This window comes from Martelella alba (genome assembly GCF_006516955.1).
Lineage (GTDB): Bacteria > Pseudomonadota > Alphaproteobacteria > Rhizobiales > Rhizobiaceae > Martelella > Martelella alba.
In genome coordinates this window covers 153,863-176,986 of record NZ_VHLG01000007.1, presented here as the reverse complement: position 1 = coordinate 176,986, position 23,124 = coordinate 153,863, and the positions used below count along the sequence as shown (strand labels likewise).

16 protein-coding genes are annotated in these 23,124 nt (G+C 58.3%); 2 read left to right on the top strand and 14 right to left on the bottom strand.

The window, feature by feature from the left end; genetic code table 11:
- Positions 1–9 precede the first annotated feature (9 nt).
- From olsA to aspS, 10 genes are all read right to left on the bottom strand, one after another.
- The gene (gene olsA / locus FJU08_RS12450) at positions 10–795 is read right to left on the bottom strand and encodes a lyso-ornithine lipid O-acyltransferase (protein ID WP_141149386.1); all 786 of its coding nucleotides are present in this window, start codon (positions 793–795) and stop codon (positions 10–12) included.
- Positions 796–889: 94 nt separating this feature from the next.
- Positions 890–1,381, bottom strand: coding sequence for a GNAT family N-acetyltransferase (locus FJU08_RS12445; protein ID WP_141149335.1), 492 nt, complete (start codon positions 1,379–1,381; stop codon positions 890–892).
- 5 nt (positions 1,382–1,386) lie between these two features.
- Positions 1,387–2,040 carry a tRNA (adenosine(37)-N6)-threonylcarbamoyltransferase complex dimerization subunit type 1 TsaB gene (gene tsaB, locus FJU08_RS12440; protein WP_141149334.1) on the bottom strand — a complete coding sequence of 218 codons (654 nt, stop codon included), beginning with the start codon at positions 2,038–2,040 and terminating at the stop codon, positions 1,387–1,389.
- A gap of 21 nt (positions 2,041–2,061) precedes the next feature.
- On the bottom strand, positions 2,062–2,625 hold the full coding sequence (locus FJU08_RS12435; RefSeq protein ID WP_141149333.1) for a NifU family protein: 564 nt from the start codon (positions 2,623–2,625) through the stop codon (positions 2,062–2,064).
- Between the two features lie 142 nt (positions 2,626–2,767).
- The gene (locus FJU08_RS12430; RefSeq protein WP_141149332.1) at positions 2,768–3,259 is read right to left on the bottom strand and encodes a universal stress protein; all 492 of its coding nucleotides are present in this window, start codon (positions 3,257–3,259) and stop codon (positions 2,768–2,770) included.
- A 359-nt stretch (positions 3,260–3,618) separates the two neighbouring features.
- Entirely contained in the window at positions 3,619–4,680 is a 1,062-nt protein-coding gene (trpS, locus tag FJU08_RS12425; RefSeq protein ID WP_141149331.1) for a tryptophan--tRNA ligase, read from the bottom strand.
- 98 nt (positions 4,681–4,778) lie between these two features.
- Positions 4,779–6,356 (bottom strand): murein biosynthesis integral membrane protein MurJ, encoded by a 1,578-nt coding sequence (gene murJ, locus FJU08_RS12420; protein ID WP_141149330.1) that lies wholly within the window; start codon positions 6,354–6,356, stop codon positions 4,779–4,781.
- Positions 6,353–9,250, bottom strand: coding sequence for a [protein-PII] uridylyltransferase (locus tag FJU08_RS12415; protein ID WP_141149329.1), 2,898 nt, complete (start codon positions 9,248–9,250; stop codon positions 6,353–6,355). The genes murJ and FJU08_RS12415 overlap by 4 nt, the downstream gene beginning before the upstream one ends.
- Before the next feature lie 55 nt (positions 9,251–9,305).
- Entirely contained in the window at positions 9,306–12,035 is a 2,730-nt protein-coding gene (mutS, locus tag FJU08_RS12410) for a DNA mismatch repair protein MutS (RefSeq protein ID WP_141149328.1), read from the bottom strand.
- Between the two features lie 273 nt (positions 12,036–12,308).
- Positions 12,309–14,096: an aspartate--tRNA ligase gene (aspS, locus tag FJU08_RS12405; RefSeq protein ID WP_141149327.1), complete on the bottom strand. Its 1,788-nt coding sequence runs from the start codon at positions 14,094–14,096 to the stop codon at positions 12,309–12,311.
- A gap of 310 nt (positions 14,097–14,406) precedes the next feature.
- Between aspS and rnd the strand changes: the two genes are divergently transcribed.
- Complete coding sequence (gene rnd / locus FJU08_RS12400; protein WP_141149385.1) at positions 14,407–15,552, top strand: ribonuclease D; 1,146 nt, start codon at positions 14,407–14,409, stop codon at positions 15,550–15,552.
- A 56-nt stretch (positions 15,553–15,608) separates the two neighbouring features.
- On the opposite strand, the gene FJU08_RS12395 is transcribed toward rnd, so the two are convergent.
- From FJU08_RS12395 to ruvC, 4 genes are all read right to left on the bottom strand, one after another.
- Positions 15,609–19,571 carry a hypothetical protein gene (locus tag FJU08_RS12395; protein WP_141149326.1) on the bottom strand — a complete coding sequence of 1,321 codons (3,963 nt, stop codon included), beginning with the start codon at positions 19,569–19,571 and terminating at the stop codon, positions 15,609–15,611.
- A 651-nt stretch (positions 19,572–20,222) separates the two neighbouring features.
- A complete protein-coding gene (ruvB, locus tag FJU08_RS12390) occupies positions 20,223–21,263 on the bottom strand; it encodes a Holliday junction branch migration DNA helicase RuvB (RefSeq protein WP_141149325.1) in 1,041 nt (346 codons plus the stop codon).
- Positions 21,264–21,319: 56 nt separating this feature from the next.
- Positions 21,320–21,943, bottom strand: coding sequence for a Holliday junction branch migration protein RuvA (gene ruvA, locus FJU08_RS12385; protein WP_141149324.1), 624 nt, complete (start codon positions 21,941–21,943; stop codon positions 21,320–21,322).
- 73 nt (positions 21,944–22,016) lie between these two features.
- Positions 22,017–22,529 carry a crossover junction endodeoxyribonuclease RuvC gene (gene ruvC / locus FJU08_RS12380; protein WP_141149323.1) on the bottom strand — a complete coding sequence of 171 codons (513 nt, stop codon included), beginning with the start codon at positions 22,527–22,529 and terminating at the stop codon, positions 22,017–22,019.
- Between the two features lie 237 nt (positions 22,530–22,766).
- Between ruvC and FJU08_RS12375 the strand changes: the two genes are divergently transcribed.
- Positions 22,767–23,078, top strand: coding sequence for a hypothetical protein (locus FJU08_RS12375; protein WP_141149322.1), 312 nt, complete (start codon positions 22,767–22,769; stop codon positions 23,076–23,078).
- Positions 23,079–23,124 lie beyond the last annotated feature (46 nt).

Below are 23,124 nucleotides of genomic sequence, written 5' to 3'. Positions count from 1 at the left end.
ATATCCGGTTCAACGCCCGCGAAGCTGCTCAGAAAGCAAAGCGCGCATACGTGCCTCGACCTCGGCAGCGGCCTGCTTGCGCTTTGTCTCTGCGCTAAACTCCACGCTTTCTCCGAAACAGACATCAATGTCGAAATTACCGGCCCGGATGACACCGGCAAGCGAAGGCAGCATCTCGACATCGCCTGGCCAGGCAATCACCGGCCTGAGAGCGCGGCCCATGGGCAGACCGCCTATGCCGGTATAGGCAACAGCGACCGGCTGCACATAGACGCTGCCCGAAGGCGAAAAGGGTACCGCGGACGAAGCCGCGCCGAACAGCGAATATTTCAGCGGCAACAGCCGGTTGCCATCCGAGGTCGTGCCTTCGGGAAACAGTACGATGATCTCACCGCCGACAAGCCGTTCTGCAATGGTGTTGACCTGATCGCCCGTTCCGCGCCGGTCGGCACGTTCGATAAAAACCGAATTCTGCAGCCGGGCAAACAGGCCGAAGACCGGCCAGTCGCGCACTTCCGACTTGGCGATGAAGGCAAGATCGGCGACCCGGCCCAGCACGACGATATCAAGCCAGGAGGTGTGGTTGGACGATAGCAGCAGCGGGCGGCGCTTATCCGGCGCACCATGCACATGAATGCGGATACCAAGCACGAAACAGGCGACCATGTGCCAGTAGCGCGGCAGCTTGCGCGCCAGAGGCCAGCCACGCCAGAGACAGAGGAGCTGCACGGGAGCCAACAGGATGGTGGCGAGAAACAGCGCAAGCGTGACATAGCTGTAGCGAAGATATTTCATCGGCTTTACATTTCCAAAGCCCTGCACCGGCAGTGGAGCCGCCCGGCGCATCGCGCTTTCGCGAAATCCGGTGTCCACGTTTTCGCCCGATGCTCTAGCCCAGTTCCCGCCGCATAACAAGCGCACTCGACCGGCTGCCATCCTCATGGGCATAATAGGCCTTGCGCCGCCCGACCTCAACAAAACCAAGCTTGCGGTAAAGGCCGATCGCCGGCTGGTTGATCGCGTCCACTTCCAGCAGCATGAATTCAGCGCCTCTCACCCCCGCTTCCTGCAGGGCCGCAACCATCAGCCGCCAGCCGATCCCCGCGCGCGAAAACCCCTCGGCCACACAAATTGTCAGGATTTCGGCCTCATCCGCCACGGCACGCGCCAGCACGAAGCCTGCCAGCGGCGAACCGATCCAGGCATTGGTCTGGTGCATGACAAAGCCGAAGACGGGAGCCTGGCTCAAAAGATTGTGGATCTCGTCAGCGCTCCAGGGATGGAAGAAGCGAGCGTGATGCAGATCGGCTGCCGCTTCCAGTTCGTCACCCGTCAGCGCAGACACCTCGAATTCAGGGTTACGCCGGAAAAACCCTGCCATGCCAGTCACGCCCGCGCCACCTTGAAACCACCCTGCGGCTTGGCATCAGGCGCGCGCAGATAAAGCGGCGACACCGCGTTACCGGCAGCCATTTCCGCAGCCAGCGCAGCAATGGTTTCGACCCGGACGCCAGCAAGCGGCACAATATGATCAAGCCCCGCTGCTATCCCGCCGGACCCGGCAATCACCGCGTCATGCTCACCGGCAAGCCCCGCCAGCGCGTCATAGGCATAAGCGGCAGGTGCAAGACGCAAATGCCCCTTGCCATCATAAAGCGCACAATAGGCTTCACCGCGTTTGGCATCCATCGTGATCAAAACATTGCGGCCCGCCGTCTGGCTGTGAGACTGCCGCGCGAAAACATCAAGCGTCGTCACACCGACGCATTCAACGTCAAGCGCCAGCGCCAGCGCCCGCGCGGTCGCCACGCCGACACGGATGCCGGTAAAGGAACCGGGACCAATATTAACAGCAATTCTGTTAACCGCCGACAAAGGCAGGCCGCTGGCTTGCACCACCTCGTCGATCATCGTCATCAGCCTTTCGGCGTGACCCTTGCCGATGGTTTCGCTCACGGCTGCCAGAAGGCGCTCGCCATTGCTGTCAAAAAGGCAGGCGGCACAATCAGCGCCCGCCGTTTCGATGGCCAGAATGATCATATGCGGCGCCCTGTCATCAGGTCATACGGCCTCGACATGCTCAACCTCGGGCACAAAATGATGCAGCAGGTTCTGCACGCCATGCTTCAGCGTCGCGGTGGAGGACGGGCAGCCGGAGCATGCGCCCTTCATGTTGAGAAACACCGTGCCCTCGCGATAGCCGCGGAAGGTGATATCGCCGCCATCCTGCGCCACGGCCGGGCGAACGCGGGTTTCCAGCAGTTCCTTGATGGTGGCGACAATGGTCTCGTCGCCGGCATCGAAAAATTCCTCGCCGGTATCGAGATCCTCATGCGAGGCTTCGCCTGCCATGGTTGGCGCACCGGACATGAAATGCTCCATGATCGCGCCGAGAATGGCGGGCTTCAGATGCTGCCATTCCTGATCACCGCGGGTTACGGAAACGAAATCATAGCCGAACATCACCCCTTCAACACCGGGAACGGCAAAAAGCCTAGTCGCCAGCGGCGAGATAATCGCATCATCTGCCGAGCGGAATTCGGCATTGCCGCGTTCCAGCACGATTTTGCCCGGAAGAAATTTCAGGGTCGCGGGATTTGGCGTGGTTTCGGTCTGGATGAACATGTTCGTCTCCATCGTCGCCCCGGTCGGGCGCAAGGCCACGGGATAAGGGCTGTTTCGCTGAGGCACGGTTCAAGGTCGTGCCGCGGTGAATCATTCTATTGCGAGAAGCTAGGCGTCAGCGCTTTGGCTTTCAAGAGAGCGCTTAACAAAGCGCATCAATATCGGCCACGCTCAACCCGTCCGGCAGCACTGTGACCGGGATCGAGAAAGCCTTGCCGCGACCGGCAAGAAGCGAAACCAGCGGTCCCGGCCCTTCCTTGGCTGAACCGGCAGCCAGAACGAGAATGGCAATGTCGCGGTCATCTTCGATCACGGCATTGATTTCCTCGGCAACACTGCCCTCACGCACCACGATTTCTGCTTCAATGCCGATACTCGCCCGCACATCTTCTGCCGCCTTGGAGACGGTGAGTTCAGCCTCCTCACGGGCCTCGGCGCGCATATATTCCTGCACACCGATCCATTGCTGCATCTCATGTTGCGGAATAACGAACAGCAGCACCAGGCCGCCATTGGAATTCTTCGCCCGCCTGGCAGCATAGCGAACAGCCAGATTGCATTCGGGCGTGCCATCGACGATCGCAACGAATTTTCGTCGGTGACCGGCCTCGCCGGAAAGACGCTTGGAAACCATTCTCAAAATCTCCATCTGCCGGAAATGAAATGAACCCAACCGGCCAACCACGCGCAACATAGCACGGCTTGGCAGACCAGAACCATTCCACGCCCGCAGCAATAAAGAAGGGCGGCGGACACCGTCTCAGATTGCTGACAAACCCTATCCCCTTCTCTAGCGTCAAGCCTGTGCTTGGTCCACAGGCATCCAGCCGACGCGTGTCCGCACGGCGAAGGACTTAACTTAATAAAATCCTTAAGAATATGGATCCCCGTGACAAGCACGGGGATGACGATGGAGAGGTGGTTACCCCCAAAACAGACAAGCTGAATGACCTTGCCAACAGTCTGAGGCGGCTGACACCGCCTTTCCCCGTCCTAAAGAAGGCCGACGATCTCGTGAACGTCCTTCATGGTACGCTCGGCAATCGCGCGGGCACGGCCTGCTCCGTCCTTCAGGACGGCATCAATATGGGCCGGATCGTCAAGCAGGCGGCGCATCTCTGCATTGATCGGCGACAGGACCTCCACGGCGAGCTCGGCCAGAGCTGGCTTGAAGACCGAGAACTGCTGACCGCCGAATTCCGCCAGAACATCCGCTTTGGTGCGATCAGCAAGGGCTGCATAGATACCGACGAGATTATCGGCTTCCGGCCGACCCTTCAGACCATCAGTTTCGCTCGGCAACGCATCAGGGTCGGTCTTGGCCTTGCGGATCTTGCGAGCCACCGTCTCGGCATCATCGGTCAGGTTGATGCGCGACAGATCGGACGGGTCCGATTTCGACATCTTCTTCGAACCATCTTTCAGGCTCATCACACGCGGCGCCGGGCCATCAATGATCGGCTCGACCATCGGGAAATAGGCATGCACCGGCTCATCACCGACGGTGGTATCGATGCCCTTTCCGGCGTCACGGATTTTTTCGGCGAAGTCCATGTTGAACTTCATCGCGATATCGCGGGTCAGTTCCAAATGCTGACGCTGATCATCCCCGACCGGCACATGGGTGGCGCGGTAGACCAGAATATCGGCAGCCATCAGCGAGGGATAGGCATAGAGCCCGAGCGAAGCCGCCTCACGATCCTTGCCGGCCTTGTCCTTGAACTGGGTCATCCGGTTCATCCAGCCGATGCGCGCGACGCAGTTGAAGATCCAGGCAAGCTCGGCATGCTGCGGCACGGCCGACTGGTTGAACACGATATGTTTCTCAGGATCGATGCCAGAGGCAAGATAGGCCGCCGTGATGGAGCGCGTCTGGGCCTTCAGGTCCTCATGTACGAGTTGAGCGGTAATCGCGTGCATATCGACCACGCAGTAGATGCAGTCCATCTGGTCCTGCAGTGCAACAAATTTGCGCAATGCGCCGAGATAGTTGCCAAGGTGAAGATTTCCGGTGGGCTGAACACCGGAAAAAATAAGCGGCTTGAATTCGCTCATGTTTTTTCTCTTTCGGACGGGTGGAAGGCCCGGCATTGACGGTTAAAACAAACGAGAGCGCTTATGCACGGAACATGCACGCTCGTCAAACCGAACTGTTAGTTCTGTGGTTTCTTCGTCTTGCGCTCGACCACACGCATCAGCAGCGCCCGGTTGACGCCGCCAGTTGCCAGAACCAAGCCGAAATAGACGATACTTGCCGCAAGAAGGAGAAGCATCAGCCCGCCAAGCTGGGTGAGGAAGGGCGTCTGCGGCTGGAACCAGTCAGCGAAATAATCGGCCAGAAACCAGATCGTGCCCGCCATGGCAAGCGCACTGACAATGATCAGCGGCCCGCGCCGCATCAGCGTTGCGTCAACGCGCAGATGGCCGCTGATGATGAGCGTCCCTGAAAGCAGCACGACATTGGTCCAGCCGGAGACCACCTCGGCAAGGGCGATGCCGCGTTCGGCAAGGATCGGAAACAGCGAGATGGCGAGCGCGGAATTGATCACCACGGCAATCAGCGTGAAGCGCATCGGCAATTTGGTGTTCTCGCGCGCATAAAAGGCCGGTTGCAGCGCCTTGGTCAGCGCGAAAGCCGGCAGACCGAAGGCATAGACCGTCATGATCGAAGCGACCAGCGCCGTGGTCTGAGGTCCGAAAGCGCCGCGCTCGTAAAGCACGCGTGTGATTTCCGGCGCAATCACCATCAGCCCAAGGGCAGCCGGAAGCGTCAGGAACAGCACGAATTCGATCGTGCGGTTCTGCACATAGGAGGCTTCCTTGTCATTGCCGGCCTTCAGCGCGCGGGACAGTTCCGGCAGCAGCACGACACCGCCAGCCACACCGACCACGCCCAGCGGCAACTGATAGAGCCGGTCGGAATATTGCAGCGCTGCAATCGCCCCACCCTTGCCGGAAGCGACAGCCTGACCGATGATCTGATTGATCTGGATGACGCCGCCGGTCACCGCTGCGGGCACGGCAAGCGCCAGCAGGCGTTTGATCTTCGGCGTCATCTTCGGCAGCATGAAGCCGAAACGGATACCGGCGCGCCGTACATCAACATAGACGACGAGAAGCTGGAGCAGCCCGGCGACAAGCACGCCCCAGGCGAGAAGACTGGCCATTTCTGCCGGCATCGAGCCGCGCCACAGCCCGATAGCGAGAACGCCGATCAACACGACATTGAGGAAGATCGGCGCAATCGCTGCGGCAAAATAGCGATGCATGGAGTTCAGCATGCCGCTCATCATCGCCAGCAGCGACATGCAGATCAGATAGGGGAACATGATCGCCGACAGGCGAACCGCCATGTCAAACTTCATGTCGTCGCCGACGAAGCCCGGTGCAATGATGAAGCGCACCAGAAGCGGCATGGCCAGTTCCATCACCAGCGTGATCAGAAACAGCGCCGAAAACAGCACGCCGAACACCTGTTCGGCAAAGCGCTTGGCGCCCTCCATGCCGTTTTCCTCAATCTCCTTGGAAAACAGCGGTACGAAGGCTGCGTTGAACGCACCTTCGGCAAACAGGCGGCGGAACAGGTTGGGGAAGCGGAAGGCGGCGTAGAACACATCCGCCATCGGCCCGGCGCCAAGCGCGGCGGCCATCAGCGTTTCGCGGGCAAAGCCGAAAAGCCGACTGGCGAAGGTGGCGCCGCCGACTGTTGCAAACTTCCCGACAAGGCTCATTGCGCGGCACCGCCGGCATTGCGGTCAGGGCCAGCAGAGGATGGCTTGAGCATGCCCTGCGGCATGCCCTCGCGGATCGCCTCGCCCTTTTCCTCAAGCACCGCCTTCAACCGTTTGACGATGGTTGCCAGCCGGTTGTCGCTGGTGATCTTGGTTCCGAGAAGATCGGTGACATAGAAACTGTCGATAACCTTCTCACCAAAGGTGGTGATGCGCGCGGTCTGGATATCAAGCGACAATTCCGACAGTGTCTGGGTGATATCGGCCAGAAGTCCGGTGCGATCGAGGCATTCCACCTCAATGACCGTGAAGACATTGGAAAGCTTGTTGGTGACCGAGACATGCGGCTCGATGGCGAAGGCCTTGTTCTTGCGCCGCTCGCGCGAGCGCGTTGCAATCACCTCGGGCAGCGTTTTCACGCCGGACAGCACATCCTCGATCAGCCGGCCGATGGTCTTTGCCCGGCGCAATTCATCCTCATCGCCATCAAAGGCGCGGTTGAGCAGGATCGTATCGAGCGCCCGGCCATCCGTGGTGGTGAAGATCTGCGCGTCGGCGATATTGGCACCGGTGGCAGCGCAGGCACCGGCAATGATCGACAGGAGACGCGGATGGTCCGGCGCCAGAAGCGTGATTTCGGTGATTTCGTGGAACCCGTTGGTGCGCACCATGGTGGAGAACAGTTTGCCGGAACGGTCAGCCTGCCGGATGAAGCGCGCATGGCGGATCTGATCTTCCAGCGGCACGGTGAGCAGATAGTTCTGATATTGCAGCCCGACATATTTGTCGCGCTCCTTGTCACTCCAGTCGTCAAGGGCCTCGGTCAGCGCCTGCACGGCGCGCGCGGCGCGCTCCTTGCGCGATACGGCAGAAAAGCCGCCGGACAGCAACAGCTCGGTTTCATAATAGAGCGTACGCAGCAGCTGGCCTTTCCAGCCGTTCCAGACATCCGGGCCGACAGCGCGAATATCGCAGACCGTCAGAATCAGAAGCAGATTCAGATATTCCAGTGACTGCACCCGGTCGGCAAAGTCCAGAACCGTCTTGCGGTCATTGAGATCGCGGGTCTGCGACACCATCGACATCAAGAGGTGGTTTTCGATCAGCCAGGACACGGTCTCCGTCTGCTTCGGCGTCAGGCCGAAACGCGGGCAGAGCTTGCGGGCCACCCGTGCACCGGCAATCGAGTGATCTTCCTGCCGCCCCTTGGCGATATCGTGGATCAGAACGGCCACATAGAGTGCCGTGCGGTCCTCGACATTCTTGACCAATTCGCTCGCCAACGGGTGGACGCTTTCCGCACCGCCCTTCTCAATCTCGGACAAAACCGCGACAGCCCGGATCAAATGCTCATCAACGGTGAAGTGGTGATACATGTTGAACTGCATCAGCGCGACGATGCGGCCAAATTCCGGAATGAAACGCCCAAGCACGCCGGCCTCATTCATCCGCCGGAGATAGAGTGCCGGATCCTTGCGCGACGTCAGGATCGAGAGAAACAGCCGGTTGGCCTCTTCATTTTCACGGATTTCGCGATTGATCAGTGACAGCGACCGCGTCACCAGTTTCAGCGCATCGGGATGAAATTCGAGATCGTTGATCTCTGCCACATAGAAGAAGCGGATCAGCGCCACCGGATCCTTCTTGAACACGTCTGGAGCGGCAAGGGCGATGCGGCCGCGATCGGCGACGAATTCCAACGAACCGGGAATTTTGCGGCGGCGCTTCGAAAACTTGTTCAAGACCCGGCCAATCACCGGTGCAGCCTTGGCCTGCTGTTCTTCCAGATCGGCGCAGAAAATGCGGGTCAGATCGCCGACATCCTTGGCGACCAGGAAATAATGCTTCATGAAGCGTTCAACGGCGGAAAGGCCGGGGCGATCCTGATAGCCAAGCGCCTCGGCAATCTCGCGTTGGATCTCGAAGGAAAGCCGCTCTTCGGCCTTGCCGGTCAGGAAATGCAGGTGGCAGCGCACCGCCCAGAGGAAATCCTCGGCGCGCGAAAAAAGCGTCAGTTCCTGGCGTGACAGCACGCCGAGCCGCACCAGCTCAGAGGTCTCCCGCACGCGGTAGAAATATTTGGCAATCCAGAACAGCGTATTGAGATCGCGAAGGCCACCCTTGCCCTCCTTGACATTGGGAACCACCAGATAGCGCGTATCGAAGGATTTGCGATGACGCTCATCGCGCTCGGCAAGTTTGGCGGCGATGAATTCCGGCCCGCTATTGGCGACGACTTCCTCGTCAAAACGATGCTGCAGCGTTTCGCACAGCTGCTCCACACCGGCGATATAGCGCAGTTCGAGGATCGAGGTGCGGATCGTCATATCGGCCTTGGAAAGCCTGATGCAATCGGCGATCGAACGTGTGGCGTGACCGACCTTCTGGCCCAGATCCCAAAGCATGTAGAGAATATATTCAATCGCCTTATGGGTCTCTTCCGTCTCCGATCCCTTGATCAGGAACAGAAGATCGATATCGGAACCCGGCGCCAGCGTTCCGCGCCCGTAACCGCCGACAGATGCGATCGCGAATTTCTGCCGTGCGGAAGGAAAGAGAACCGTCGTAACCAGATCGTGAAGCGCGATCAGCATCTGGTCCTCAAGCCAGCATATCCGCCGCGCGCATGTCAGTCCGCCGCCATCCTCCTGCAACAGCCGATGCGCCTCTTCGCGCCCCGCCCTGTTGATCTCTTTCAGCCGCGCCAGCAGCTCGGAACGCAATTTTTCCGGCTTGCCGGCATGTTTTTTCGCCAGCACCGTCAGCTCGTCCGTCAGCCCTGCCGGCTTCAGCAGGTCCGGCATTGCCAGCGGCGTTGTCGCTTCGCCAGCGTTTGACTGCTGTTTTTTTTGCCGTGTCTTTGCTGTGGCGTTATCGGGCCTGATCTGCTGCATTCTATCGCCTTTTCGTCGGGACCCTGAAGCGGTACTGACGTTGTTTTAATCCATTTCACTCACCGACGGAAATGGTCTCCTGCAATTTCGCTTTCAATGCGTAAAGCGCATCAAGCGCTTCACGCGGGCTCATCTCGTCGGGATTGATCGTCTCCAGCAGTGCCTCCACCTGAGATGGTTCCGGCTCGGCCGGTGCAGCCCGCATGGCCACCTGAAACAGCGGCAGATCATCGATCAGCGAGGCAGCCGGGTTCTTGCGGTCTGCATCTTCCAGCCGGGTCAGCACATCCTTTGCCCGCTTGACCACCTTGGCCGGCAGGCCTGCAAGCCGCGCAACCTGAATGCCGTAGGAACGATCTGCGGCACCGGGACCCACCTCATGCAGGAAGACGACATCGCCTTTCCATTCTTTCACCCGCATGGTGGCATTGGCAAGCCGCGGCAGCTTTTCGGGTAGAACGGTCAATTCATGAAAATGCGTGGCAAACAGCGCCCGGCAGCGATTGACGTCATGCAGATGCTCGACCGTCGCCCAGGCGATCGACAGGCCATCAAAGGTTGCCGTTCCGCGACCGATCTCGTCAAGAATCACCAGTGCATGCGGTCCGGCCTGATTGAGGATTGCGGCGGTTTCGATCATCTCCACCATGAAGGTTGAGCGACCGCGGGCCAGGTCATCCGACGCTCCGACGCGGGAGAACAGTCGGTCGACAATACCGATATGAGCGCTTTCAGCCGGGACATGGCTGCCGATCTGCGCCATGACGGCAATCAGCGCATTCTGGCGCAGGAAGGTCGATTTACCGCCCATATTCGGTCCGGTCAGCAGCCAAAGCTGTCCATGCTCGCCGCCCTTTGGCGACAGCACGCAATCATTGGCGACAAAGGGCCCGGCCGATTGTTTCCTCAGCGCCTGTTCGACGACAGGATGACGCCCGCCGGCAATGTCGAAGGCGGTCGTTTCGTCGACCTGCGGCCGGCAATAGGCCTCGGCTTCCGACAAAACGGCAAGTCCGGCAGAAACATCGAGAACGGCCAGCGCATGGGCGCCCTTCTTCAGCGCCTCGGCCGCGCCGGTGACGGCAGAGCGCATGTCTTCAAATGCGGATAGTTCCAGCGCCAGCGCTTCGCCCGCGGCATTGGCGATCCGGCTTTCCAGATCGGCAAGCTCGGCCGTGGTGAAGCGCATGGCATTCGCCATGGTCTGGCGATGGATAAAGCGCGCCTTCAGTTCATCCGTACCGGTCAGCGCCGCCTGGTTGAGGTTGGTCACTTCAATGAAATAGCCAAGCACATTATTGTGCTTGATCTTCAAACCCTTGACGCCAGTTTCTTCAGCATATTGCGCCTGCAGGCCGGCAATCACCCGCCGCGAGGTGTCACGTAGGCCACGGGCCTCATCAAGTGCTGCAATCGCGCCTTCGCGGATAAAGCCGCCATCGCGCTTCAACAGCGGCAGCTCATCATCCAGCATCTGCGCCAGCGCCACCTCAACGCTTTCCGGCAGGTCCTGCAGCGCTTCAAGCGCGCCTGTCAGTTCCTCCGGCATTTCGTTCATCGCCAGCATGGCGACAATTTCACGCGCAGCGGCAAGGCCGGACAGGATGGCCCCGAGATCACGCGGGCCACCGCGATCAAGCGAAAGCCGCGACAGCGCGCGCGGCATGTCCGGCACCTGTTTCAGGCAGTCGCGGATGCCGAACGACAGTGCCGGTGCTTCAAGAAAGAAATCGACCGAATCAAGACGCGTGCGGATCGGCTCGGGATGGGTCAGCGGCGACATCAGCCGCTCGGCCAGAAGCCGCGCCCCACCGCCCGTCACCGTACGGTCGATGGCCTTCAAAAGCGTGCCATTGCGCTCACCGGTCAGCGTGCGCACCAGTTCCAGATTGGCCCGTGTCGCCGGATCGATGAACATGGCGCCAGCCTCGCCGTCATGTTCGGGGATGCCAAGCGGCGGACGATTGTTGATCTGGGTCTTTTCGACATAGGCAATCGCTGCCGCTGCCGCTGACATTTCCGCCCGCGAAAAACGCCCGAAGCCGTCCAGTGTCGAAACATCGAAATAGCGGGCGATCCGGTCTTTTGCCGTCGCACTGTCAAACATCACCGCAGGCTGAGGCGAAACGACACGCCCGAGAAAATCAAAGACCGGCTTCAGCTTTTCCTCGGCAAACAGCGTGTCGGCGACGATCAGCTCACGCGGTTCGATACGAGCAATATCAGCGGCAAGCCGTGTTTCGTCCGTCGAATAAAGCCGGAACACACCGGTGGAAATATCGATCCAGGCAAGGCCGTAACTGCCTTCGCCCTCGCTCTTCACCCGTGACAAGGCCATCAGGAAGCTGCTTTCGCCCGGCTGCAGCAACTTGTCCTCGGTCACCGTGCCGGCCGTCACCAGCCGGATCACATCGCGTTTGACCACCGACTTGGTGCCGCGTTTCTTGGCCTCGGCCGGGTCCTCGACCTGCTCACAGACGGCAACCCGGTAGCCAAGCGCAATCAGGCGCTGCAGATAATCGTCGGAGGCATGAACCGGAACGCCACACATGGGAATGTCGCGGCCCAGATGCTGACCGCGCTTCGTCAGCGTGATCGATAGCGCCCGCGAAGCTTCAACCGCATCATCGAAGAACAATTCGTAGAAATCGCCCATGCGGTAGAAGAGCAGAAGATCCGGGTTATTGGCCTTGATCTCGATATATTGCTCCATCATCGGCGTGGCCGTCGCGCGGCTTTCCTCGGAGATGAGTTCTTCGGTTGTAAAGGCTTTATCCTGGGTCACGGGCGTCCGTCACGATGATTGAGGAGCGGTGGCGAGCCCTTTAAGGACGCCAGCCCGATCCAGTGTTTTCAACGCTTGTACGGGACCAAAACATACAGCCCCGGGAAAGCAGATCGTCCAATCATGTGTCACACATCCGGGGCAACCGAAAGGGCGAAGCGTGATAAAGCTGGGCAAAAACAAAACCGGCCTTCAGGCAAGGGAAGCTGTCAGCAACCTCAGTCCGGCGGAACGGTCCGCCGGGCTTTTCTTTTGAATGAATGGAAGGACCGATCAGTCCTTCTTCTGCGGAATAATCCTCAGCGCCAGTTCGCGCAGCTGCGTCGGGCTGGCCTCGGCAGGCGCGCCCATCAGCAGGTCTTGCGCCTGCTGGTTCATCGGGAACAGCGTGATTTCGCGCAGGTTCTTTGCGCCGACCAGCAGCATGACGATACGGTCGATACCGAACGCGCAGCCACCATGCGGCGGCGCGCCATACTGGAAGGCGCGATACATGCCGCCGAAACGTTCCTCGACATCAGCCTTGGACAGACCGACCAGCTCGAACGCCTTGACCATGGTGTCCGGCGACTGGTTACGGATCGAGCCCGAGGCGATTTCGAAGCCGTTGCAGACAGCATCATACTGGAAGGCCTTGATCGTCAGAGGATCCTGGTTTTCCAGCGCATCGAGACCACCCTGCGGCATGGAGAAGGGGTTATGCGAGAAGTCAATCTTCTTCTCGTCCTCGTTCCATTCGTAGAAGGGGAAATCGACGATCCAGCACAATTCGTAACGATCGCGGTCAACGAGGTTCAGCTCCTCACCGGCACGGGTGCGGGCTTCACCGGCAAACTTGACGAATTTCTCCGGCAGGCCGGCAACGAAGAAGCAGGCATCGCCGTCTTCAAGGCCAAGCTGGGTGCGGATCGCATCGGTGCGCTCCGGGCCGATATTCTTGGCCAGCGGACCGGCGCCGACGATTTCTTCGCCTTCTTTGCGCCAGAAGATATAGCCAAGGCCGGGCTGGCCGGAGGACTGCGCCCAGGAGTTCATCCGGTCGCAGAAGGCGCGGCTGCCGCCGGTCTTGGCCGGGATCGCCCAGACTTCGACCTTCGGATCCTTTTCGATCATGCCGGCAAAGACCTTGAAGCCGGAACCGGCGAAATGCTCGGTGACCGCTTCCATCTCGATCGGGTTTCTGAGATCCGGCTTGTCGGTGCCGTACTTGCGCATCGCCGTGTCGTAGGGAATACGCGGCCATTCCTTGGTCACCGGCTTGCCTTCGGCGAACTTTTCGAACACCGAGGTCATGACGGGCTCCATCGTTTCCCAGACATCTTCCTGGGTCACGAAGCTCATCTCGACGTCAAGCTGGTAGAACTCGCCCGGCAGACGGTCAGCGCGCGGGTCTTCATCGCGGAAGCAGGGCGCGATCTGGAAGTAGCGGTCGAAACCGGCCACCATCAAAAGCTGCTTGTACTGCTGCGGTGCCTGGGGCAGTGCGAAGAACTTGCCCTGATGGATACGGCTCGGCACGAGAAAGTCGCGCGCGCCTTCCGGCGACGAGGCCGTCAGGATCGGCGTGGTATATTCGCCAAAACCGGCATCGGTCATCAGGCCGCGCATTTCCGTGATGATCTTGGTGCGCTTGACAATATTGGCATGCAGCGTCTCGCGACGCAGATCAAGAAAGCGATATTTCAGGCGAACATCTTCAGGATAATCCGGCTCGCCGAAGACCGGCAGCGGCAGTTCCTTGGCAGTGGAGAGGATCTCGATCTCTTCGGCATAGAGTTCGATCTCGCCCGTGGCCATATTTGCGTTCACAGTATCCTCTGTGCGGGCGCGCACCTTGCCGTCAACGCGAATCACCCATTCGCCGCGCACTTTCTCGGCGGTGGCGAAAGCTTTCGAATCCGGATCAACCACGACCTGCGTCATGCCGTAATGGTCGCGCAAATCGATAAAGAGGAGGCCACCATGGTCGCGGACACGATGCACCCAGCCGGACAGGCGGGCGATGGTACCGACATCGGACTTCTTAAGGGCGGCACAGCTGTGACTGCGATAGCGATGCATAATGTAATCCTGAGTGCGTTCATGAGGCGGTCTGCCGCTTCGATCAAGCGGACGCCCCGAAAGAAAATCTGGCGGAAAAACGCATGGTGGGACCGGTTTGTCAAGGTAATCCGGCCAGTTTGGGGCAATGGGACGAAATTCCCTGCGGGAAGACGGCCGGGCACCACCCGTTGAAGTGTCACCGGAACGCACCAGCGGCAAGGCGTCCACACGCCAAAAGCGCCGTAGCGCGCTCCATTTGAGCGCAGCGCTTGACATAAGCCGCTCAAAGGCAAAGGAAAGAATGAACACACGAAACCAATTGATGATGATGATCGAAACAACCGCTGCGCTTACCGAGGCCTGCCAGACGCTGGCCCAATCCGACTTTGTCACCGTAGATACGGAGTTTCTCCGTGAAAGCACGTTCTGGCCGGAACTCTGCCTGATACAGATGGCAAGCCCGGAGCTGGAAGTTCTGGTTGATCCCCTGGCCAAGGGCATCGATCTTGCGCCTTTTTTCGAACTGATGGCCAATCCGAACGTAACCAAGGTGTTTCATGCCGCGCGCCAGGATCTCGAGATCGTCTATCACCTTGGAAACATGCTGCCCGCCCCCCTGTTCGACACGCAGGTCGCCGCCATGGTCTGCGGATATGGCGACAGCATCTCCTATGATCAGCTCGTTGCCCGCACTACCGGCGTCACGCTGGACAAGTCATCGCGCTTTACCGACTGGCGCCACCGGCCGCTCAATGAAAAGCAGCTGACCTATGCGCTGGCCGATGTGACGCATCTGCGCGACGTCTACAAAAAGCTGATCCAGCAGCTGGAGCGCGAAGGCCGCACCGCCTGGCTGACCGAGGAAATGGCAGTGCTGGAATCGCCAGCTACCTATGACCTGCCGCCGGGCGAAGCCTGGACGCGGCTGAAAATGCGGGTCAAAAAACCGATCGAATTTGCCGTCATGAAAGCCGTCGCCGAATGGCGCGAAAACGAGGCGCGCAACCGCAATGTTCCACGCGGCCGAGTCTTGAAGGATGATGCGATCTACGAGATTGCCCAGCAACAGCCGCAGGCGCCGGAAGCGCTCGCGCGCCTGCGCATGATCCCGAAGGGCTGGGAACGCTCATCTTCGGCCCATGGACTGATAGAAGCCGTCAAATCCGCCTTCATGATCCCCAAGGCCGACCTGCCGCGGGTTCCCCGTCCCGCCCAGCTGCCGGAAGGCGCGGCAGCGGCAGCCGAACTGCTCAAGGTTCTTCTGAAGATCGTCGCCGACCAGCAGCAGGTCGCCGCCCGCGTTATCGCCTCTTCCGACGATCTCGACCAGATCGCCGCCCATGGCGAGGCAGCAGAGGTTGCGGCCATGTCCGGTTGGCGCCGGGAACTATTCGGCACGCCGGCGCTGAAGCTGATCAATGGCGAGATGGCGCTGCGCTTCGTTGACAAGAAGGTGCAGATCGTAACACTTTGAGGCAGATTGGCTTTCGGGGCGGCAGATGCCGCCCCTTGCCTGGCCCGGATCGCTGATCACTCTTGAATGGCTTTTCTGTCTGGCATGCCACCAAACCTGTTGACTTGCAGCGCCCCTTTCGTGTGATCGTAAATGGCCGAGGGAATGTGGCTCTGGTCATCGGGATATTCAAAACGCAGACTTCCAAGCGGCTGTCTCTGAACGAGACTTCTATTTTTTTTCGCACCGCCCAACGACAGGGTGCTAAACAGACCAGCTTGCCGGCCACTCAGCACTGAATTGCCACTAAAACGAACTTCGACCAATTGATAGCGGTCGCGGTCTTTCCCCTGTTGACCGCTTAATATCTTCCGGCTCTTTTTCAGAATGCCAGACATCCCCTTTTCCTTGGGGTCTGAAACCGAGCCATCGGCGTTCGAAGCGCCTTCGCTATTGGCAATCGTCAATGCCGCGTTCAACGTTTCGGCAAGCTCCAGCACCTGCGACAGTGGCAGCCTGTAAACCGCTTCGGTCGCTACTACGGATTGCTTGTTGAAGCGTTCGCCCCGGGTCATGCCATCAGATGAATCCGCAATTCTTTTGAGTGTTGGCTTCAATTGCTTGTCACCGGCTTTGGGCCATTCTGCAAGCCGTTGGGCCGCATCGCGAAGCGTAAAGTTATACGTCTTGTCTTTGGCGTAATCTCTAAACTGCCCCAGCTTGCCCGTCAGCGCCTCCATGCTGGTTGAAGGGTTGCCCTGCGGTGGTGGCCCCAGGCGATCCTTCAGCTCTCGTTCAATCTTTGTGTAATTCTGACTGGCCAGAACGATACTGCCAACCTCCTTGCCGAGGCCGGCAACCCCGATCTCGTGTTTCCCCTTATCCAGGGCTTCAACGACCATCATGGCCTGCTGCTTTACCTCTTCCAACGTCGCTCCGCGCATGATTGCTTTGCCGTCGGCTTGCTGCGCACGCGTTTCAAGCTTCTCAACCTGTGACAATATGCCTGCCATCAAGTCCTTGCGCTGCTTCAGCGTTGCAAGCTCGCCGGCACCCTCAGCAGAATTCTGTTTGGCCTGCCTGGCTTCCATCGCCTCGATCTTGCTGTCCAGCGTATTGGCATTGTCGAGAGTTTGGCCCGTACGCAGCATCGCTTTGGCCCCTATCTCACAACCGACAGCCATCGTCGTTGGCACGGGTAACGTTTCTTCATCATGGGCAAGAGTTATCGGAAGAACGAGTTTGATATCTTCGCCGACTTCCAGAGAATTGCTCCATATGAACTTCTTTTCATCGTAAACCTTGCCTTCGATGAACCCCCCGCGTTCTTTAGTAGCCGTATTGCTTTTCTCCGGTCCGTAGTTGAAATTGCGTTCACCCCGCCAACGATATCCTGCTTCGGCTTCGACCCCGATGGCGCGCCTGCCAGCAACAAATGCTCCATAACGACTATCGTCGCCAGAGATCTCCTCCCCAACCGTCGTGCGAATATCTGCGTTAACCTTGACGCCCACCTTGTGTTCATGTTTCTCTTTGTGAGAATACTGAACTTCAGGCGCTAGCTTGGCATTATCCGAATGGGCACCGACGCCGGATTCCTCGGAGTTGTCCTTTCCTCGCCCAGTGAATAATTCCATAAACTGTTGCAGTTTATCACCGAGTTCTTCCGCCTTGACGTTGAAGGCGAGACCGCGCGCAAGCGTTTTTGAATAATTGTAACTGACCGAGATGTCTGCCGGCAACACGCTGCCAGACAAAGGCCCTACCCCGATACTGGGTCCGAATTCCTCTAACGTTTCGCCAGTTCCGGCGAACAACTTGGCAGACAGACCATCCTTGTTGACCAAAGAGATCTCGATCATGTCGTCCGCTTTTCTGGTGAGGCAGAGCTCGTTATTCTTGGAAGCCCCGACGGCGCAGCCGCCTACGCCACCGGGGAAATTGCCTTTCCCAAATGTCACGGAAAATCCAGCGGTACTTCCTATTCCGAGCGACAGGGATGTGCCCTTGCTGACACCCTGCATATGATTTGCGATTTGATCAAGTACGGGCATCGCCTTGATATGTGAAGTCTTTTCGATAACGCCCGTGGCTTCGCTTGCTTCGCTGGCCTCCGATCGCTCGGAAGCAGATGCCCCCGAAAGGCTGCTGCCTGTTCCGATCGCCTCCGACGACTTGTCATCATTTGCCACCTGCGGGGCGCTGGCAGATCGTGGCCCAATCACAGACGAAATGTCCTTGGTGAATCGACTGTTCTGGTCAGACAGTTGCTCAACCAGCGTTTCAACCGCTTTCGTTTGGGCTTGCAGCGCGTTTCGGCCCAGGATCGAATTATCATGTGCGGCGGACAAATCAGGAAAAGCAGCTCTTTGCTCTTTCTGTGCCGGCAGGTCGTCCCAGGTATTTTCATTGCCGTATAGCCGGTCGCAGAGCCGGTTCGCATTTGCAGCCCCGAGCGCGAGGCGGGGAAGCACGAGAGAAATAGCCGGATCATTGATATTGCCCTTCTTTATCCCGGCACCCAGGGCTTCGCTGGATTTTTTCAACCCATCAACGAGGCTTTGCAAATGCCCCTCATCCACGGTGCTGGCCGCTGACTGCCCCTGTTTACCGCCCGTGTGAAGCTGTCCTAGAAGGACATCCAGCCTGCTGGCTGTCTGGTCACAGACATTTTTGACCCTTTGAGCCCATCCTGCCTGCCCGCCAACAAACTTTTTGAATTTGGCGCCATCCAAATAGGCTGTTTTGGCCATGTCAGCACATTGCCCGATCTCACCGTCGAGCGCTGAAAGCTCCTGATCCAGCGCATGATCCGCAAGTTTTGCTTTGATGTTATCCGCCTCCGGAGGCCGAAGCGCTGTCACGGCCGACGCTGAATTGCCGAACTGGCTGCGAATATTGGGACGATTGTAGAAATCCTTGATCGTCTTGATTTCATCATCAACGGGAATCGAAGCCGACGATCTGGTTTTAACGGTGTGCTGCCAGCCCTTGGCGATGCCTCGAACCCCAAGCACATCCGCACCAATCCGTGCAGTACGAACGACCGCCTTTGCATGATCTCCTTGACGATACTTCTCAGCGACCGAAGCACCGCCGTGCCGTGCCGTGTCCGCAACCGCTATAGCGCTGCCGAAGCGACCCCACGACAGCCCCTTGTCCAGTTTTCTGCTCTGTAGACGCGCCTTTGATCTGAAATGGTTGATATTCGCCTGAGCTGAATATAGAGGCTTCCGGTCATTCTTATCCGTAAACAATTTTGAAAGCTCAGTCGCTTCCGGGTTGAAATAGCGAATATGCGTATTGTTCTTACTATCGGTGGAAACCACACGGAGCAATCCACCACAAGTGGTGAGCGTGTTGGGCACCTCGTTCTTCAAGAATGGCACCGTTTCCGTCTGTACTTGCCCTTTATCCTTTGTCAGAGTGAATTTTATCTGCCCGTTTCCATCGCATTTTAGCGATCCGAGCGAACCGCCAATCCTGACCTGCGGCTCGAGGGGATCTTCCGGCGCATGACATGGCTCCAGCCACATCGTACCGATCAGTTCACTCTTGTCCGATGCCGGTGCCGCTGGGTTTGACGAGGTCTGGGCAGCATCTTGCCCATTCGCGCCGCCACTGCTGGATTGCGGGGTCGACGCAGGAACAGGCAATGACAAAGCCACCCGACCGCTCACCTCCACATCAAGCGAGACTGCTACGGTCTGGCCATTTGTAAGCCGGCCGCGAATTTCGCCATTCTCGGCTGTCCAGAGCCGATCAAAGTCAGGCCCGTCATGTCCGAAAGCGGCCATGCGAACCGTTCGGTCATTTGTTTTTGCGTCGTTTCCGGCTCCGACCAGCCAGCTGTGTTGTGCCAGATGCACTTGAAGCTTACCGTCTTTGTCGAGCGACAAGGCACAGCGCTGGTCATTCACCGTTGAAACCGTCTGCAGGTCGATGGTGTTTCCGTCTTCACGAAAATCCCTTGGCGATACGGTAACCAGAGGCGCTTTTATTTCGATCGGCGTTCTTGCCGTCACAGGAACGGGCGCCATCGGTTTCCCGGCAGAGGACATGCATGATGACAGCGACACGCCAGAGGAAGCCGAGCCTGAGCTGCTGGCATGCGAACGCGTGCTTTCTGAACTGCCCCGCTCATTGACAGGGGGTTCTGGCGCTTTCGCTTTCCGCCCTGTCCGGCTTGTCCGTCCGCGGGCTGATGGCGCAGTAACGCCAGGGGTGGGGGCAGCATTAACAGTACGAAATTTGTGATCAGTCTCTATGGGCATATCAAGCACCTCCGATCACAAATACAAAATACTATTTTAAGTTATAAAGAATTCAAAAATAAACTATATTACCAGTAACATTAAGTTAGCAATTTGTGTCATATCTTAAATTTTATCATTTAAATTCAATGATTTAAATTATTGCACGCTTACAAAACCGCGAACACTTACAATATTTTAATACTTAAAGAGTGGTAGATTACCTATTATTAATGAAATTTTTCGACATGAAACATTACAAAATAACAGTAATTATTTAAATTTCGGAAGAAGAAAATAGATCCAGAATTGGCGTTACCCAAAGGCAAGCCCGCCAGGAACGCTGCGATACAGCGCTGTTCAACCACTGAAGTGCTGGCCGATGGGCACAGATCCTGTTCGGCCTATTGCCGGATTGCCCATATGGCCGCCGGAGTTTTACGCATCGTCGTCGAAGAGACGAAATTGCGTCAGATCTGCATCCTTGGGCGGATTGAGACCGAGATGTTTCCAGGCCGTGGCCGTCAGCACCCGACCGCGCGGCGTGCGCTGGATGAAGCCCTGCTGGATCATATAGGGTTCGATAATGTCCTCGATCGCATCGCGCGGCTCTGACAGACCCGCTGCAATCGTCTCGATGCCGACAGGACCACCGCCAAAATGGCGGGCGATCATGTTGAGGTAGCGCCGGTCAAGCTGATCGAGCCCCATATTATCAACCTCGAGCCGGGTCAGCGCCTCGTCAGCAATCACGCGCGACACCTCGCTGGCGCCGGCAACATCGGCAAAATCGCGCACGCGGCGCAGCAGCCGACCGGCAATACGCGGCGTACCTCTCGCTCGCCTGGCAATTTCGCGCGCACCCTCCTCGGCCATGCCCAGCCCCATCAGCCGCGCACCGCGACGGATGATCAGCTCCAGCTCCTCGACGGTATAGAAGTTCAGCCGCACCGGAATGCCGAAACGGTCCCTGAGCGGCGTGGTCAAAAGCCCGAGCCGGGTGGTGGCCGCGACAAGGGTGAACTTTGCCAGATCGATCTTGACTGATCGGGCAGCCGGCCCCTCGCCAATGATGAGGTCGAGCTGAAAATCCTCCATCGCCGGATAGAGTATCTCCTCAACCGCAGGATTGAGCCGATGGATTTCGTCAATGAAAAGAACATCACGTTCTTCGAGATTGGTCAAAAGCGCGGCCAGGTCCCCCGCCTTGGCAATCACCGGACCGGAGGTGGCGCGAAAATTGACGCCCAGCTCCTTGGCCATGATCTGCGCCAGCGTGGTCTTGCCAAGCCCCGGCGGCCCGACAAACAGCACATGATCCAGCGCCTCGCCGCGCTTTTTCGCCGCCTCGATGAAGATCTTCAGATTGGCACGTGCTTCCGCCTGGCCGGTGAAATCATCCAGCGTTTGCGGGCGCATCGCGGCATCAAGATCTTCGCCGCGCTTTTCTGGCGTTATCAGCCGGGCTTCATCACTCATGGTTCAGTCGATATCCATTGATTGCAGGGACGCAGCACCGTGACCATAAAGAAAGATCAGTGCTGCGCCAATTCCTTCAGGCCGAGACGGATGAGGGTCGCGCTTTCGGCCCCCTCGCCCGCATTTTTCAACGCCGCAGCCACGGCACCAGCCGCCTGATCGCGCGAATAGCCGAGATTGGCAAGCGCTGATATTGCATCAGCCACAGGTGCTGCAACCGCTCCCTCACCGACATCCTTGCGGAAGGAGATGGCCTCGCTGTCGCCAGCCGAAAGCCCGGCAGGCACCTTGTTCTTCAGCTCGGTGACGATGCGGGTTGCCACTTTCGGCCCCACCCCTTGCGCCCGGGAGATCACCGTCTTGTCGCCAAGGGCGATCGCATTGGCGATCTCACCGGTGGCAAGTGTCGATAAAATGGCGAGCGCCACGCGTGCCCCAACGCCTTGAACACTTTGCAGAAGATTGAACCAGCCCCGCTCTTCGCTGCTGCGGAAACCATAAAGGCGGATCATGTCTTCGCGCACAAAGGTCTCGATCACCAGGGTTACCGCCTCGCCGACCGAGCCGATCCGCGACAAGGTCCGGGCCGAACAATAGGCAACATAGCACACGCCATGCACGTCGATGAGCACATGGTCATCACCGATTTCGTCAATCACGCCCTTGAGTTTGCCGATCATATCATCCCCTCGAGCATCAAGGCGAAAAACTGGAAACCGGTTCTTCGATAATCCGATGCATCAAAACAAAGCATTAGCCGGCCAGCGCGGCCTTGAGCAGGCGGTTTCCGCCACGATTATGCGCATGACAGACGGCAATCGCCAGCGCATCCGCCGCATCACTGCCCTTGAACTGAACCCGCGGCATCAGAACCTTGATCATCATGTGGATCTGTTCCTTTTCACCATGGCCAACGCCGATAACCGCCTTTTTCACCGCATTGGGGGCATATTCAGCCACCCGAAGCCCGGCAAGAGACGGCACCAGCAGCGCAATACCGCGGGCCTGGCCGAGCTTCAGCGTTGCAACAGCATCCTTGTTGACGAAGGTCTGTTCAACCGCCGCCTCATCCGGGCGATAGCTGTGCACGACCTCCGACAATCCATCATGTAATTGCCGTAACCTGGAGGGCAGATCCAGCTGAGCGTCACTCGTCACCGTGCCGGAGGCGACGAAACGCAGCGAATTGCCAAGCGTTTCGATGACACCCCAGCCTGTCCGCCTCAACCCAGGGTCTATCCCCAAAATCCGAATCGTCTTTTCCATATGCAAACCTTACCGATCACGGACGCAGGCTTCCACAGAAAAGTGAACAAAACAAAAACATTACAGCATCTCATTGCTTTCGCACAATAAAGAGGCAGACCTCAGCGATTGAAGAATAAAGCAATTATGCTCGCAAGACCGATCCCCTCACGTGCATGTTCCGCATTGCGGGACCAAATCCGGGGACCAGGGTTTCGGAAACAGGATCTCGCACCGACCCCAACCAAGGAAACATCGATGACGAAACTCTTGATGACCACCGTTGCTCTCGGCCTGCTCGCAGGAGCGCCTGCCTTTGCCGAAGAGGCTGCCGATGCGACAGCCGATTCCGCGATCAGTGCTGCAGCGCAGCCGCAGGGCGTGGAATTTTCGGCGGACACGATCCAGAAGGTCGATGACACGACCGTCGCCCTGAAGGGCAATGTGGTTATTGGTGCAAACGGCGCGCTGATCACCACGGATACGGCGATCCTGACGATTACAGATGAGACGCATTTCCGCATCGAAGGCGGATCCTTCGACATCGAGCTGCCAGAGGACGCCAAGTAGCACACGGAGCCGGGACTCCAGACAGCAAAGGGAGCGGCGATGCATC